This window comes from Rathayibacter sp. AY1A2 (assembly GCF_002930935.1).
Lineage (GTDB): Bacteria > Actinomycetota > Actinomycetes > Actinomycetales > Microbacteriaceae > Rathayibacter.
This window is the reverse complement of record NZ_PSTP01000022.1, coordinates 1-14,278: the sequence shown is the minus strand read 5'-3', so window position 1 is coordinate 14,278 and position 14,278 is coordinate 1. Positions and strand designations below refer to the sequence as shown.

Genomic DNA, 14,278 nt, shown 5'->3' with positions numbered 1-14,278 from the left:
CAGACGTCCGTCACGACTGCCCCTCCTCGTGCTCGTGCACGTGCGAGTGGTCGGGGGCGCCGACCACGATGACCCGGCCCCGGGCGCGGATCACGTCGACGGGTGCGTCGTAGAGCTCGCTGAGCACCTCCGAGCGCAGGACCTCGTCGGGGGTGCCGATCCGGAACCGGCCGCCGGCGAGGTAGAGCACGCGGTCCACCATGCCGAGCACCGGATTCACGTCGTGCGTGACGAAGAGGACGCCGAGGTTCCGCTCGCGGCGGTGCCGGTCGATCAGCTCGCTGACCGCCCGCTGGTGGGCGAGGTCGAGCGCGATCAGCGGCTCGTCGCAGAGCAGGAGCGCCGGGTCGCCCGCGAGCGCCTGGCCGACGCGGACGCGCTGCTGCTCGCCGCCGGACAGGCTGCCGATGGGGGCGTCGGCGAAGGCGGTGGCGCCGACGGCCTCGAGCAGCGCGTCGACGGCCGCGCGCCGGGAGCGGGAGGGCAGGGGCAGGCCGAACCGGTGGCCGTCGATCCCGAGCCCGAGCAGATCGCGCGCGCGCAGCGGCGTGCCCTCGTCGGCGAGCTTCTGCTGCGGGATGTAGCCGATGCGCCGGTTGCCGCGGTGCACGGGCTCGCCGAGCACCTGCAGCTCCCCCGCGCTCAGCTGCTGCTGGCCGAGCACCGCGCGCAGGAGGCTCGTCTTGCCGGAGCCGTTCGCGCCGAGCACCGCGACGAACTCGCCGGCGCGCACGTCGAGGTCGACGCCGCTCCACAGCTCGCGGTCGCCGAAGCGGAGGCCGGCGCCGCGCAGCCGCAGCACGGACGCCGAAGGGCCCGCCTCCGGGGAGACGGGCCTGGTCGGGGAGTCGTGGCTCACTGGGAGAGGGCTCCCTCGATCGCGTCGAGGTTGGCGGTCATCCAGCCGGTGTAGTCGTCGCCCTCGGGCAGCGTCTCGGTGACGGGGACGGCCGGGATCCCGGCGGCCTTCGCGGCGTCGAGCACCGCGTCCGTCTGCGCGCCCTCGGTCTGCTCGTTGTAGATCAGCGCGTCGACGGCCTCGCCGGAGAACAGCGCCAGCGTCTCCTGGAGCGTGGTCGCGGGGACGTCGGTGCCCTCCTCGACCGCCTCGCTGAAGGCCTCGGGAGTCGCGTCGGTCAGGCCGAGCGCATCGGTCATGTACAGCGGGACGGGCTCGGTGATCGCGATGGAGCGGCCGGAGAGCGTGCCCTTCAGCTCGCCCTCGCGGGCGATCAGAGCGTCGAGCCCCTCGTCGAGGGTGGCGAGATTGGCGGAGTAGGCGGAGGCGTTGTCGGGGTCGAGCGCGGCGAGCTCGTCGCCGATCCGCCCCGCGACCTCCTTCATCACCGAGAGGTCGTACCAGACGTGCTCGTTGAACTCCGCGTGCTCGTGCCCGCCCTCCGACTCCTCCTCCTCCGCGTGGTCGTGGACGTCCTCCAGGCCGGCGATCACGGTGGCCGTGATGACGGGGGCCTCGGTGCCGGCCGCGCTGATCATGGTGTCGAGGAAGTGGTCGTAGCCGCCGCCGTTCTCGATCACGAGGGTCGCGCCGGACACCGCGAGCTGATCGCGGGCGGTGGCCTCGTACTCGTGCGGGTCCTTGTCCGGGCTGTCGATGATGCTGGTCACCTCGACCAGGTCGCCGCCGATGCTCGAGACGAGGTCGCCGTAGACGTTCGTCGACGCGACGACCTTCACGGGTCCGCCCGCGGCGGCGGCGGAGGATCTGTCGGAGGCGCTGCCCGCTCCGGAGCAGCCACTCAGGGCGAGCGCGGTGCCGCCGAGGAGGGCGGTGAGGGCGAGGAGGCGGGTCTTCACGGTGAGCCGATCTGGGTCAGGGGCCGGGCGGGTGCCCCCACGCTAACGGCTATTGATAACGATTGTCAAAATCGTGCAGAGGCGCCCGCCGGTCATCCGCGGACACACGCGGACACGGGGCGACACGCGCCTCGCTCCGGACACCTCGCCCCTGGCACAGTCGCTGCACACCGCCCCCGACGAGACGAGGACACCGTGACCACCACCGCACCCACGACCACCGGCGCCGACGCCGCGACGACGATCGGCGCCGCCGCCGAGCACTGGTCGACCGCCCCCCGGCCCGACTCCCCCGACGCCTGGCTCGTCCGCGCCGAGGAGGTCGCCGCCGTGCTCGCGACCGACGCCCTCGAGCGCGACCGCGCCGGCGCCGCCCCCTTCGCCGAGGTCGCCCTGCTCAAGGCGGCCGGCCTCGTCACGCTGCTCGGGCCCGCCGAGCACGGCGGCGGCGCCCAGGAGTGGACCACCGCCCTCCGCGTCGTCCGCACCGTCGCGCGCGGCGACGGCTCGATCGGCCAGCTGCTCGGCTACCACTACCTCTGGGCCTGGGCGGCCCGCCTCGTGGGGACCCCTGAGCAGATCATCGCGGTCGAGCAGCTCGCGACCGAGGGGGACCTCCTCTACGGAGGCGCGGTGAACCCGCGCGACTCCGACCTCACCGTGCGGGAGGAGGGCGACGAGCTGGTCTTCACCGGCCGCAAGTCGTTCTCGACCGGCGGCGTGGTCAGCGACCTGACCGTGCTCGAGGGGGTGCTCGAGGGGACGGACACCCACCTCTTCGCGATCGTCCCCACCGATCAGGAGGGGATCGTCTTCGGCCGCGACTGGGACAGCCTCGGCCAGCGGCTCACCGAGTCCGGCTCCGTCGAGATCCGCGGCGTCCGCGTGCCGTGGGCGGCCGCGGCCGGCTTCGTCGACAAGGTCTACCGTCCGCTCGTCTACAACACCCTCAACGTGCCCGTCATCCAGCAGGTCTTCGCCGAGTTCTACCTCGGCATCGCGCAGGGAGCGCTCGAGCGCGCGGCGCAGTACACCCGCGAGCGCACCCGGGCCTGGCCGTACGGCGGCGACGACAAGGAGCGCGCCGGCGACGAGTGGTACGTGCTCGAGGGATACGGCGACCTGCAGTCCCGGCTCTGGGCCGACGAGGCGCTGATCGACGCGACGGGGGCCGCGCTCTCGGCCGCGCTGCACGCTCCGCGCGAGGAGCTGACGCCTCGGCGCCGCGGCGAGATCGCCGTGCGGATCGCCGCGGCCAAGGCGCGGATCGTGGAGGACGGCCTCGCGACGGCGACCCGCGTCTTCGAGCTGACCGGCGCCCGCGCCTCCGCCAGCTCGGTCGGACTCGACCTCTACTGGCGGAACCTCCGCACCCACTCCCTGCACGATCCGCTGCCCTACAAGCGCCGCGAGGTCGGCGTCTTCGCCCTGCTCGACACCGTCCCCGAGCCCAGCTGGTACACCTGATCGGCCGCGGGGCGCGTCCTGCTCCGGCGGCGCGCCCCGCCCGCACGCCGCCCCGGCGTCGATCCGCGACAGGCCGGAGCGGAGCCCCGGGGTAGCGTGAGGGCCGAGCGGAGGGAGGACCGTGGCCGTCACGCTGCACGACGTCGCCCGCGCCGCCGACGTCTCGATCAAGACCGTCTCGAACGTGATCAACGATTATCCGCACGTGCGCCCGGCCACCCGCTCCCGGGTGCAGGCGGCCATCGCGCAGCTGGGCTACCGCCCCAACCTCTCCGCGCGGAGCCTGCGCCGCGGCCGCACCGGCGTGATCGGCCTCGCCCTGCCGGAGCTGAGCCTCCCCTACTTCGCCGAGCTCGCCGACAGCGTGATGCGCGCCGCCGACGAGCGCGGCCTGACGGTGCTGATCGAGCAGACCGGCGGCGACCCCGAGCGCGAGCGGAGCGTGCTGGCGAGCGAGCGCCGGCAGCTCACCGACGGGCTGCTCTTCAGCCCGCTGGGCCTCGCCGACGAGGACGCGCTCGCGGTCGGCTTCCCCCTGGTGCTGCTCGGCGAGCGGATCTTCACCGGGCTGGTCGACCACGTCACCATGCAGAACACCGCGGCGGCGCACGCGGCCACCGCGCACCTGCTCGCCTCCGGAAGGCGCCGGATCGTGGTGCTCGGGACGCACCCCGACGCCGCGGTCAGCTCGGCGTCGCTCCGCCTCGAGGGCTACCGCGCCGCGCTCGCCGAGGCCGACATCGCCTACGACGAGCGGATGATCGGCGTCTCGGGCCCGTGGCGGCGCTCCGGCGGCGCCGAGGCGATGCGCCGCGTGCTCGCCTCCGGGCTCGACTTCGACGCCGTGTTCGCGCTCAACGACACTCTCGCGCTCGGCGCGGTCCGCGCGCTCCAGGAGGCGGGGGTCCGCGTGCCCGAGGAGGTGGCGGTGATCGGCTTCGACGACATCGACGAGGCGGGCTACTCCTCCCCCAGCCTCTCCACCGTGGACTCGGGGCGCGACGAGATCGCGCGCACCGCGGTCGAGGTGCTGCAGGCCCGGATCGAGGGCACCCGCACCGGCCCCGGGACGCTCCACGAGGCGGCGTTCACCGTGGTCGCCCGGGAGTCGACCGCGGGCCGGCCGATCGCGGAGGACCCGGCCGTCGGACGGGCGTCGGCCGGGGCCTAGGCGCAGGTCCCGCTGCCGCAGATCTCGCGGCGGATCCACGCTCCCGCGTCCGCGACGGCCAGCTCGCCGCGGCGGAGGAGCCGGCTCCACTCCACGGCCCGCGTCGTCAGCCGGTCGTCGGCCGAGCCGCGGACGTCGCCGCCGACGGTGCGGAGGAACAGGTGCGCGAGCGGGCCGCCGAGGTACAGCGTGGCGCCCGCGACGCCGGCGAAGTGGCGGGCCTGGCCGCGGGTGCCGTCGTCGTAGGGGCGGCGGAAGCCCTTCCCCCGGACCCGGTTGCGGCCGCCGTGCGCCAGGTCGAGGGCGCCGAGCGGGGCACTGCGGATGCCGGCGACGTCCTTCGCGACGGCCGCGAGGAACGCCCGCGGGCGGGGATGCGACGCCGCGAGGGCGTCGGCGCGGTCGGCGAGCTCGGAGCAGGCGTCGGTGACGGCATCGGAGGAGGGCACCCGCCCAGTCGAGCACAGGTGCGCTGAGCGGCGGCGGGGAGACGCGACGCCCGAAGAGGTCTGCCGCCGTCGGCAGCGGCGAGCAGCGAGGCAGGAGGGGGCCGGTGCCGCTCTTGACAGCGACCGATCCCGGGCGGACCATCGTGTACAACGTTAGAAAGACCGCTCGCCGCCGAGCCCGCTGCGGGAGCCCGAAGCCCGAAAGGCCCTCATGACCGACGCCCCCGCCGCCACCGCGCGCATCAGCCTCGACCCCGCCGCGGTCGTCGCCCCCGTCACTCCGCGCCTCTTCGGCTCGTTCGTCGAGCACCTCGGCCGCTGCGTGTACGACGGCATCTACGAGCCCGGCCACCCCGCCTCGAACGAGGACGGGTTCCGCCTCGACGTGGTCGAGCTGGTCAAGGAGCTGGGCACCACGACGATCCGCTACCCCGGCGGCAACTTCGTCTCGGGCTACCGCTGGGAGGACGGCGTCGGCCCGCGCTCCGAGCGCCCCCGCCGCCGCGACCTGGCCTGGCACTCGCTCGAGACCAACGAGGTCGGGCTGGACGATTTCGCGAAGTGGGCGGAGCTGACCGGCAGCGAGATCATGTACGCCGTCAACCTCGGCACCCGCGGCGTCCTCGAGGCGCTCGACGTCCTCGAGTACGCCAACGGACCGGCCGGCACCGCTCTCGCCGACCAGCGCATCGCCAACGGCGGGACCGAGCCCTACGACATCCGCATGTGGTGCCTCGGGAACGAGATGGACGGCCCCTGGCAGGTCGGCCACATGAGCGCTGACGACTACGGCAAGCTCGCCTCCCGCACCGCCAAGGCCCTCAAGATCGCCGACCCCTCGCTCGAGCTGGTCGTCTGCGGCTCGTCGAGCTCGTCGATGCCGACCTTCGGCGAGTGGGAGCGCGTGGTCCTCGAGCACGCGTACGACGACGTCGAGTACGTCTCGTGCCACGCCTACTACCAGGAGTACGACGGAGACCTCGGCTCCTTCCTCGCCTCCTCCCTCGACATGGAGTACTTCATCGCCACCGTCGCGGCGACCGTGGACCACGTGAAGTTCAAGCTCAAGAAGACGAAGGACATCAAGCTCTCCTTCGACGAGTGGAACGTCTGGTACCTCGAGGAGTGGCAGGCGAAGGAGAAGGCCGACGCCGAGGGCGACCAGAGCACCCGCGAGTGGGCCTACGCCCCGCGCCTGCTCGAGGACGTCTACTCCGTCGCCGACGCCGTCGTCCTCGGCAACCTGATGATCACGCTGCTGAAGAACTCCGACCGGGTCACCTCCGCCTCCCTCGCGCAGCTCGTCAACGTGATCGCGCCGATCATGACCGAGCCGGGCGGAGCCGCGTGGCGCCAGACCACGTTCTTCCCGTTCTCGACCACCGCGCGCCTGGCCTCCGGCTCGGTGCTGCGCCCCCGGATCGACGCGGGGACCTACTCGACCGCCCGTCACGGCGACGCTCCGCTCATCGACTCCGTCGCCACCGTCGACGAGGGCCGCGCGGCCGTCTTCCTGGTGAACCGGTCGCAGACGGAGCCGATCGAGGTCACCGTCGACGTCAGCGGCCTCGGAGTCTCGAGCATCGCGGAGGCGGTGGCCCTGTTCGACGAGGACCCCTACGCGAAGAACACGCGTGACGACCAGGACCGCGTGCGCCTGCGCGAGGCCCCGGCGACGCTCGAGGACGGCGTGCTGACGCTGACCCTCCCGCCCGTCTCGTGGACGGCGGTCGCGCTCACGGCGTAGCGGCGTCCGACCCGCGGGACCGCGTCCGGCTTCCCGGAGCTGCGCGGTCCCGCGGGCCCCGTCGCGAACCGTCCCGGCTCAGGCCGCGGGCCGCAGCGGGGAGGAGGCGCTCGAGCTGGTCCGCGAGGTCGTCCGCCACCCCCACGAGTACGTGGCGGGGATCGGGCTCGACAACCTCGAGACGGCGGGTCCGCCCGAGCGCTTCGCCGACGCCTACCGCCTCGCCGGGGAGGCCGGCCTGGGCCGGACCGCCCACTCCTCCGAGCACGCCCCGACCGCGGCCAACACGACGACCTGCCTCGATCTGCTGGGCTGCGACCGGATCGACCACGGCTACTTCGTCCTCGAGGACCCCGCCGTCGTCCAGCGCGTCCGCGAGCAGGGCGTGGTGTTCACCGTCGCCTCGACGACCTCGCGCCGCTCCTGGCGGCCCTGGCGGCGCGCGTCCATCCGGGCGATGCTCGACGCGGGACTGCGGGTCGTGCCGTGCTCCGACGATCCCGGGATGTTCCCGACCACGCTCGCCGACGAGTACCGCCTCGCCGCCGGCCCGATCGGCGCGACCGCCGCTCAGCTGCGCGAGATGGCGCTCACCGGAGCGGAGGCCTCCTGGCTGCCCGCCGACGAGAAGGAGAGTCTGCGCGCGTCGTTCGCCGCGGAGCTGGACGCGCTGGACGCGGAGTTCGGGCTCGTCTGAGGCCCGGGACGCGACGGGCTCCCCGCCCTGACAGAGTGGACGGATGAGCCCCCTCCCCGATCCCCTGGCCTTCGACCTCGAGGCGCTGCGCCGGGAGGTGCTGCCGGACGACGGGGGCGAGGTCGACGACAGCATCCCCGCGCTCGCGGACGCCGACCCGGAACTCTGCGCGATCGCGCTCGTCCTGCCCGACGGGTCCGTCCGCGCGAGCGCCGACGCGGAGGCGCGGTTCAGCATCCAGTCGGCCGTCAAGCCGTTCCTGTTCGCGCTCGCGCTCCTCGACACCGGCGGCGACGCGCTCGACCGCGTCGGCACCGAGCCCACCGGCGAGGCCTTCGACGCCCTCAAGCTCGAGAGCGGCACCGGGCGCCCGCCGAACCCGATGGTCAACGCGGGAGCGCTGCTGACCGCCGCCCTGGTCGACGGCGGCGACGCCGACGGCCGGAGCGAGCGGATCCTCCGCGGCCTCTCCGCCTTCGCCGGCCGCCCGCTCTCCGTCGACGAGAGCGTCGCCGCCGACGAGCACCTCCTCGGCGACCGGAACCACGCCCTCGCGCACCTGATGCGCGCGGAGGGCACCCTGCACCGCAGCGCCGACGACGCCGTCTCCGCGTACGCCCGGGCGTGCGCCGTGCTGGTCGACGTCCGCGACCTGGCCGCGATGGGCGCGACGCTCGCGTCCGGCGGCGTGCACCCGGGGACCGGCGAGCGGGTCGTGCCGGCCTCGGTCGCCCGCGACGTGGTCGCGGTCATGGCGACGTGCGGCGTCTACGACGGCTCGGGCCGCTGGATGCGCGCGGTCGGCGTCCCCGCCAAGTCGAGCGTCTCGGGCGCCCTCGTCCTCTCCGCTCCCGGTCGCCTCGGCGCCGCCGTCGTCAGCCCGCCGCTGGACCCCCAGGGCACCAGCGTCCGCGGCGCCCGCGTCGCCGCCCGCCTGAGCGACGCCCTCGCCCTGCACTCCTTCGCGGTCGCCCCCCGCTGACCGCTGCCGTTCCCCCGCTCTCCCCGCTCCACGAAACGCCCCACCTCGTACAGCCGACCGCGGAGCGGATGACGACGAAGGAGGAATCCGCCCGATCGAGCACCGCCCAGCTCACCGCCGAATCGCGTTCCAGCGATTCGCCGTAGCGGTACGCTCCCCGCTCCACGACACGCCCCACCTCGTACAGCCGACCGCGGAGCCGATGACGACGAAGGAGGAATCCGCCCGATCGAGCACCGCCGAGCTCACCGCCGAATCGCGTTCCAGCGATTCGCCGTAGCGGTACGCTCCCCGCTCCACGGCACGCCCCCACCTCGTACAGCCGACCGCGGAGCGGATGACGACGAAGGAGGAATCCGCTCAATCGAGCACCGCCCGCTCAATCGAGCAGCAGCGCCGGTTCCTCCAGCACGCTGGCGACGTCGGCGACGAAGCGGCTGACGACGTCGCCGTCGACGACGCGGTGGTCGAAGGAGCCGCCGACCGTGGTGACGAAGCGGGGGCGGACCTCGCCGTCGACGACCCAGGGCTTCTGCTTGATCGTGCCGAGGGCGATGATCGCGACTTCGCCGGGGTTGAGGATCGGTGTGCCCGTGTCCATCCCGAACACGCCGATGTTGGTGATGGTGATGGTGCCGTTCTGCATGTCGGCGGCGGTGGTCTTGCCGTCGCGGGCGTCGAGGGTGAGCTTCTCGAGGGCCTGGGCCAGTTCGAGGAGGCTCATCGACTGGGCGTCCTTGACGTTGGGGACGAGCAGTCCGCGCGGGGTGGCCGCGGCGATGCCGAGGTTGACGTAGTGGCGGACGACGATCTCGGTGTCGGTCCAGGCGGAGTTGACGGTGGGGTTGCGGCGGACGGCCCAGATGATGGCCTTGGCCATGATGAGCAGCGGCGAGACCTTGACGCCGGCGAAGTCGGGCGAGTTCTTGAGGCGCTTGACGAACTCCATGGTGCGGGTCGCGTCGACGTCGACGAAGACGCTGACGTGGGGCGCGGTGAACGCGCTCGTCGACATCGCGGCGGCGATCGCCTTGCGGACGCCGCGCACGGGGATCCGCTCCTCGCGGTCGTCGCCCCAGGCGGGGGTCTGGATGTTGCGGAAGACGCTGGCCTGGGAGGCGTGGCGGATGACGTCGTCGCGGGTGACCTCGCCGGCGAGGCCGGTGGCCTGCACCTCGAGGAGGTCGACGTCGAGGTCCTTCGCGAGCTTGCGGATCGGCGGCTTCGCGATGACGGGGAGCGCGGCGGCGGCCGGCACGGAGGCGGGCCGGGCCGGGGCCGTCGGGCGGGCGGCGGGCGCGGCGGCCGAGGCGGTGGCGCCCGGTCGGCGGCGGCGGGTCTGGACGTGTCCGCCGGCGGTGCCGTAGCCGACGAGCGCGGCTCCAGAGCCCTCGCCCGGCTCGGTGGTGGATGGGGCGGGCGGAGCGGCGGCCTGCGCGGGGTGGGCCGGGATCGCGGGCACCTCGGAGCCGATCGAGCCGGCTCCGGCCTGGACGGTGATGATCGCGGTGCCGACGTCGACCGTCTGGCCCTCGTCGACGAGCACGTCGACCACGGTGCCGCTGAACGGCGAGGGGAGCTCGACGAGCGACTTGGCGGTCTCGATCTCGACGAGGACCTGGTTGACGGCCACCTCGTCGCCGACCTTGACCTTCCAGGCCACGATCTCGGCCTCGGTGAGGCCCTCGCCGACGTCGGGGAGGAGGAACTGCTCTGTCATCGGGGGGACTCCTGTGGGCTCGTGCGGGCGGATGTCGCGCGCGTCAGTACGCGAGCGAGCGGTCGACGGCCTCGAGCACGCGGTCGACGTCGGGGAGGAAGAGCTTCTCGACCTTGGCGGGCGGGAAGGGGGTGTCGAAGCCGGCGACCCGGAGGACCGGCGCCTCCAGCGAGAAGAAGGCGCGCTCGGTGACGGTCGCCGCGATCTCGGAGCCGAGGCTCACGTTCGCGGACGCCTCCTGCGCGACGACGAGCCGACCGGTCCTGCGGACCGACGCGAGCAGCGGCTCCCAGTCGATCGGGGAGAGCGAGCGCAGGTCGACGACCTCGACGCTCGTGCCCTCCTCGCCCGCGAGCTCGGCGGCCTGGAGGAGGACGGCGACCATCGGGCCCCAGCCGACCAGCGTGACCTCGGTGCCCTGGCGGACGACGCGGCTGGCGTGCAGCGGCGCGGCGGACCCGCTGAGGTCGACGTCGCCCTTGGGCCAGTAGCGGCTCTTGGGCTCGAAGAACATGACGGGGTCGTCCGAGGCGATGGCCTCCTGGATCATCCAGTAGGCGTCGTTGGGAGTCGACGGGCTGACCGCGCGCAGGCCCGCGGTGTGCGCGAAGTACGCCTCGTTGCTCTCCTGGTGGTGCTCGACAGCTCCGATGTGCCCGCCGTAGGGCACGCGGATGACGACGGGCATGGTGATCGCACCCTCGTGGCGGTTGGTCATCTTGGCCAGCTGCGAGGTGATCTGGTCGAACGCCGGGTAGATGAACCCGTCGAACTGGATCTCGCAGACCGGGCGGAAGCCGCGCATCGCGAGCCCGATCGCAGTGCCGACGATGCCGGACTCGGCGAGCGGCGTGTCGAGCACGCGCTTCGCCCCGAACTCGGCGTGCAGGCCCTCGGTGATGCGGAAGACGCCGCCCAGGGGGCCGATGTCCTCGCCCATCAGGAGGACGCGGTCGTCCTGCGTCATCGCTCGGCGGAGGCCGGCGTTGAGCGCCTTGGCCATGGACATGGACTCGAGCTGCGACCCGGTGAGGGGCGGCTGCGCGGCCGTCGTGCTGGTGTCGATCGTCATCACTCGCCTCCGAACGATTCTTCGTAGCGCTGCAGCCACGCCTTCTGCTCCTCGACGAGCACGTGCGGCTCCGAGTAGACGTGGTCGAACATGACGCCCGTGGGTGGGACCTCGAGGGCGAGGAGGCGGCGGCGGATGTCGGACGCGAAGTCCTTCGCCTCCTCGTCGACCTCGTCGAAGAAGGACTGCTCCACGCCCTCGCTCCGCAGGAACGCGGCGAAGCGGGTGATCGGATCCTTCGCGACCCACGAGGCGAGTTCGTCGTCGGTGCGGTACTTCGTCGGGTCGTCGCTCGAGGTGTGCGCGCCGATCCGGTAGGTCAGCGCCTCGATGAACTGGGGACCGCCGCCGGAGCGCGCGTCCTGCAGGTGCTTGGCGGTGACCGCGTAGCTCGCGAGCACGTCGTTGCCGTCGATCTGCACGCCGGGGATGCCGAAGCCGGAGGAGCGGAGGTAGAGGGGGCTGCGCGACTGCGTGGCCACGGGGACCGAGATCGCGTAGTGGTTGTTCTGGAGGAAGAAGACCTCGGGAGCCTGGTAGCTCGCGGCGAAGACCATCGCCTCGCTGACGTCGCCCTGGCTGGAGGCGCCGTCGCCGAAGTAGACGACGACGGCCGCGTCCTTCTCGGGGTCGCCCGTGCCGGTCGCTCCGTCGAGAGTGAGGCCCATCGCGTAGCCGGTCGCATGCAGGGCCTGCGAGCCGAGCACCAGCGTGTAGAGGTGGAAGTTCCCGTTGGTCGGGTCGGTCGGGTCCCAGCCGCCGTGCGTCGTGCCGCGCAGGAGCGCGAGGACGCCGAGCAGGTCGATCCCGCGGATCTTGCCGACGACGTGCTCGCGGTAGGAGGGGAACACGTGGTCCTGCGGACGCATCGCGAACGCGGAGCCGACCTGCGCCGCCTCCTGGCCGTGGCTCGGGACCCATAGTCCGAGCTGGCCCTGGCGCTGCAGGTTCGCGGCCTCGGTGTCGAAGCGGCGGACCACCGCCATCTCGCGGTAGAAGGAGCGGTGCTGCGCCTCGTCCACCCCGTCGAGGTAGGAGGCGTACTGCTCGGCCGCGGGGGTCGGCGAGAACCGCCCGTCCGCGGAGAGGAACTGGACAGTCGGCGACTCCGTGCTGGTGGCTACCACCCGACTAACCTATCCGTCTCGCGGGGTGGCCCTCGGGGAGGGAAGCCACAATCTCGGCCGCCGCGCTGAGGAGCTTGTCGACAGAGCGCGCCTCGCCGACGGAGACGCGGATCCCCTCCGGCGGGAACGCGCGGACCACGACTCCGGCGCGCTCGAAGACCTCGGCGGCCCGCGCCGTGTCCTCGCGGGTGTCGAACCAGAGGAAGTTCGCCTGCGACTCCGGGATCGTCCAGCCCTGGTCGAGCAGCGCCCGCCAGAGGTCGTCGCGGAGGCGGGTGATGCGGTGGACGCGCTCGAGGAGCTCCTCGCGGTGCTCGAGGGAGGCGACCGCCGCGGTCTCGGCGAACCGGGTGACCGAGAGCGGGATGGCGGTGGATCGGGCGGCGTCGAGGATCCGCGCGTGGCCGATCGCGTAGCCGACGCGGAGGCCGGCGAGGCCGTACGCCTTGGAGAAGGTGCGGGCGATCACGAGGTTCGGGTAGCGGCCGAGCAGGCGGGTGCCGTCCACGGCCCGCTCGTCGTCGACGAACTCGGCGTACGCCTCGTCGAGGAGCACGAGGACGTCTCCCGGGACGCGCTCGAGGAGCGCCTCGACGTCGTCGGCGGTGGCGACGGTGCCGGTGGGGTTGTTGGGGCTGCAGACGATCAGCAGGCGGGTGCGCTCGGTGACGGCCTGGGCCATGGCGTCGAGGTCGTGGGTGTCGTCGGCGCGGAGCGGCACGCGCACGCTGGTGGCGCCCGCGGTCGTGACGAGCGAGGGGTACGCCTCGAACGAGCGCCAGGCGTAGACGACCTCGTCGCCCGGGCCCGCCGCCGCGGTGATGAGCTGGGCGATGACCGCGACGGAGCCGGCTCCGACGATCACCTCCTCGATCGGGACGCCGTACTCCGCGGCGAGCGCTGTGCGCAGGGCGGTCGCCGCCGCGTCCGGGTACCGGTTGAAGTCGTCCACCTCGCGGACCCGCGCGAGCACGGAGGGCAGCGGGTCGAACGGGTTCTCGTTGGAGGAGAGCTTGAAGGCGTCGGCCGCGGCCGCGCGGCCCTGCTTGTAGGCGGGGAGCGCCAGGATCTCGGGGCGGAGGCGGACGGGAGGCTCCTGCTGGTCGGTCACCCGCCCCATGCTAGGCGGCGCGGCGGCGGGCGCCCCGCCGTTCCGCGCGCGCCGTCCCCCGCCCTCGACGGGTGTGCGCCGGGCCCCCTTCCCACCGGTCGAGCGCCGTGGGTGCGGCCCGGAGGTGCGGCCGACCCGGGTCTCGGATGCGCGAACCGCCCCGCTGACCGGCGCCCACGGCGGCCGTCCCCCGATTAGGGTGCAGTGATGCGGAGTCGAGGGCGAGCCGAGCGGCGCGGGGGTGCGCGCCCGCTCCTCCGGGGCGCCACGGCCGCGATCGCCCTGCTCGTCGCCGCCGGCGCGCTCACCGGATGCACGCCCTCCGCGGAGGGCACGCAGGCGACCCCGACTCTCCGCGAGACGTCCATCGACGTCGCCGCGCCTCCGGCCTACACCGCCGCGCGCGAGGCCGGCCTCGCGCTGCGGGACGACTCGCTCGCGCTCCTCACCGCGACCGACGGCACCGTCGCGGGCGCGGCCCGCACCGATCTGCTGGTGGCGATCGGATCCCTGAACGCAGCGCTCGAGGGAGTCTCGGCCGACGCCATCACCACCGCGACGACCGCGGCCGGGGAGCAGCGGACGGCGCTGGCCGAGCGCGTGCTCGGCCTCGCCACGTCGACCCTCGCCTCCGGTCGCGGATCGACGTCCCGGCGGGCGGTGCTGACCGACGCGGTCGAGCAGCTCCGGAGCGCCCTCGCCTCGGGAGCCGCGGTCGCTCCGCTGGCCGTCGCCGTGATCGAGGCGCGCGAGCCGCTCGTCCCGGAGCCGGGCAGCGGATTCGCTCCTCCCCCGCGCCCCGCGCCTCCCGCAGCTCCCCGGCCGACCAGTGCGCCCGAGCCGACCCAGGAGCCGACGCCCGATCCCCCGGCTCCGGAGCCGGGGGATCGGGCGTCGGCTCCTGGGTCGGCTCGGGC

Annotated in this window: 11 protein-coding genes and 2 pseudogenes; 6 read left to right on the top strand and 7 right to left on the bottom strand. The window is 73.6% G+C overall.

All coding sequences use genetic code 11. From position 1 onward, the window contains the following. Positions 1 to 10: 10 nt before the first annotated feature. Positions 11 to 859, bottom strand: coding sequence for a metal ABC transporter ATP-binding protein (locus C5B93_RS14680; protein ID WP_104227225.1), 849 nt, complete (start codon positions 857 to 859; stop codon positions 11 to 13). Next, positions 856 to 1,818 (bottom strand): metal ABC transporter solute-binding protein, Zn/Mn family, encoded by a 963-nt coding sequence (locus tag C5B93_RS14675; RefSeq protein ID WP_104292767.1) that lies wholly within the window; start codon positions 1,816 to 1,818, stop codon positions 856 to 858. Before C5B93_RS14675 ends, C5B93_RS14680 begins: the two co-directional genes overlap by 4 nt. Before the next feature lie 195 nt (positions 1,819 to 2,013). Between C5B93_RS14675 and C5B93_RS14670 the strand changes: the two genes are divergently transcribed. Both C5B93_RS14670 and C5B93_RS14665 read left to right on the top strand, forming a co-directional pair. Next, positions 2,014 to 3,285, top strand: a complete 1,272-nt coding sequence (locus C5B93_RS14670; RefSeq protein WP_308471257.1) for an acyl-CoA dehydrogenase family protein — start codon at positions 2,014 to 2,016, stop codon at positions 3,283 to 3,285. Between the two features lie 121 nt (positions 3,286 to 3,406). After that, a complete protein-coding gene (locus C5B93_RS14665; RefSeq protein WP_104292766.1) occupies positions 3,407 to 4,456 on the top strand; it encodes a LacI family DNA-binding transcriptional regulator in 1,050 nt (349 codons plus the stop codon). On the opposite strand, the gene C5B93_RS14660 is transcribed toward C5B93_RS14665, so the two are convergent. After that, on the bottom strand, positions 4,453 to 4,905 hold the full coding sequence (locus C5B93_RS14660) for a hypothetical protein (RefSeq protein ID WP_104224546.1): 453 nt from the start codon (positions 4,903 to 4,905) through the stop codon (positions 4,453 to 4,455). The genes C5B93_RS14665 and C5B93_RS14660 overlap by 4 nt on opposite strands. A 211-nt stretch (positions 4,906 to 5,116) precedes the next feature. Between C5B93_RS14660 and C5B93_RS14655 the strand changes: the two genes are divergently transcribed. The 3 genes and pseudogenes from C5B93_RS14655 to glsA all read left to right on the top strand — a co-directional run bounded on the left by C5B93_RS14655 (position 5,117) and on the right by glsA (position 8,331). Next, positions 5,117 to 6,652 carry an alpha-N-arabinofuranosidase gene (locus C5B93_RS14655; RefSeq protein ID WP_104233557.1) on the top strand — a complete coding sequence of 512 codons (1,536 nt, stop codon included), beginning with the start codon at positions 5,117 to 5,119 and terminating at the stop codon, positions 6,650 to 6,652. Positions 6,653 to 6,764: 112 nt separating this feature from the next. Further along, positions 6,765 to 7,349: pseudogene (locus C5B93_RS14650) on the top strand (adenosine deaminase); the annotation flags it as partial. A 43-nt stretch (positions 7,350 to 7,392) separates the two neighbouring features. Beyond that, positions 7,393 to 8,331, top strand: coding sequence for a glutaminase A (gene glsA, locus C5B93_RS14645; protein ID WP_104292764.1), 939 nt, complete (start codon positions 7,393 to 7,395; stop codon positions 8,329 to 8,331). Positions 8,332 to 8,710: 379 nt separating this feature from the next. On the opposite strand, the gene C5B93_RS14640 is transcribed toward glsA, so the two are convergent. The 4 genes from C5B93_RS14640 to hisC form a co-directional block, all read right to left on the bottom strand. Then, positions 8,711 to 10,051 carry a dihydrolipoamide acetyltransferase family protein gene (locus C5B93_RS14640; RefSeq protein ID WP_104292763.1) on the bottom strand — a complete coding sequence of 447 codons (1,341 nt, stop codon included), beginning with the start codon at positions 10,049 to 10,051 and terminating at the stop codon, positions 8,711 to 8,713. A gap of 43 nt (positions 10,052 to 10,094) precedes the next feature. After that, complete coding sequence (locus tag C5B93_RS14635) at positions 10,095 to 11,060, bottom strand: alpha-ketoacid dehydrogenase subunit beta (protein WP_181027250.1); 966 nt, start codon at positions 11,058 to 11,060, stop codon at positions 10,095 to 10,097. A gap of 62 nt (positions 11,061 to 11,122) precedes the next feature. Beyond that, complete coding sequence (locus C5B93_RS14630) at positions 11,123 to 12,250, bottom strand: thiamine pyrophosphate-dependent dehydrogenase E1 component subunit alpha (protein ID WP_104226633.1); 1,128 nt, start codon at positions 12,248 to 12,250, stop codon at positions 11,123 to 11,125. A 4-nt stretch (positions 12,251 to 12,254) separates the two neighbouring features. Next, positions 12,255 to 13,370, bottom strand: coding sequence for a histidinol-phosphate transaminase (hisC, locus tag C5B93_RS14625; RefSeq protein WP_104226632.1), 1,116 nt, complete (start codon positions 13,368 to 13,370; stop codon positions 12,255 to 12,257). Between the two features lie 198 nt (positions 13,371 to 13,568). Between hisC and C5B93_RS14620 the strand changes: the two are divergent. Next, positions 13,569 to 14,278: pseudogene (locus C5B93_RS14620) on the top strand (hypothetical protein); the annotation flags it as partial.

What these genes read in the sequence shown, in the direction of transcription:
- C5B93_RS14655 (WP_104233557.1), top strand. Translation starts at nt 5,117, where the DNA reads ATGACCGACGCCCCCGCCGCCACCGCGCGCATCAGCCTCGACCCCGCC.
- glsA (WP_104292764.1), top strand. Translation starts at nt 7,393, where the DNA reads ATGAGCCCCCTCCCCGATCCCCTGGCCTTCGACCTCGAGGCGCTGCGC.
- C5B93_RS14640 (WP_104292763.1), bottom strand. Translation starts at nt 10,051, where the DNA reads ATGACAGAGCAGTTCCTCCTCCCCGACGTCGGCGAGGGCCTCACCGAG.
- C5B93_RS14635 (WP_181027250.1), bottom strand. Translation starts at nt 11,060, where the DNA reads ATGTCCATGGCCAAGGCGCTCAACGCCGGCCTCCGCCGAGCGATGACG.
- hisC (WP_104226632.1), bottom strand. Translation starts at nt 13,370, where the DNA reads ATGGGGCGGGTGACCGACCAGCAGGAGCCTCCCGTCCGCCTCCGCCCC.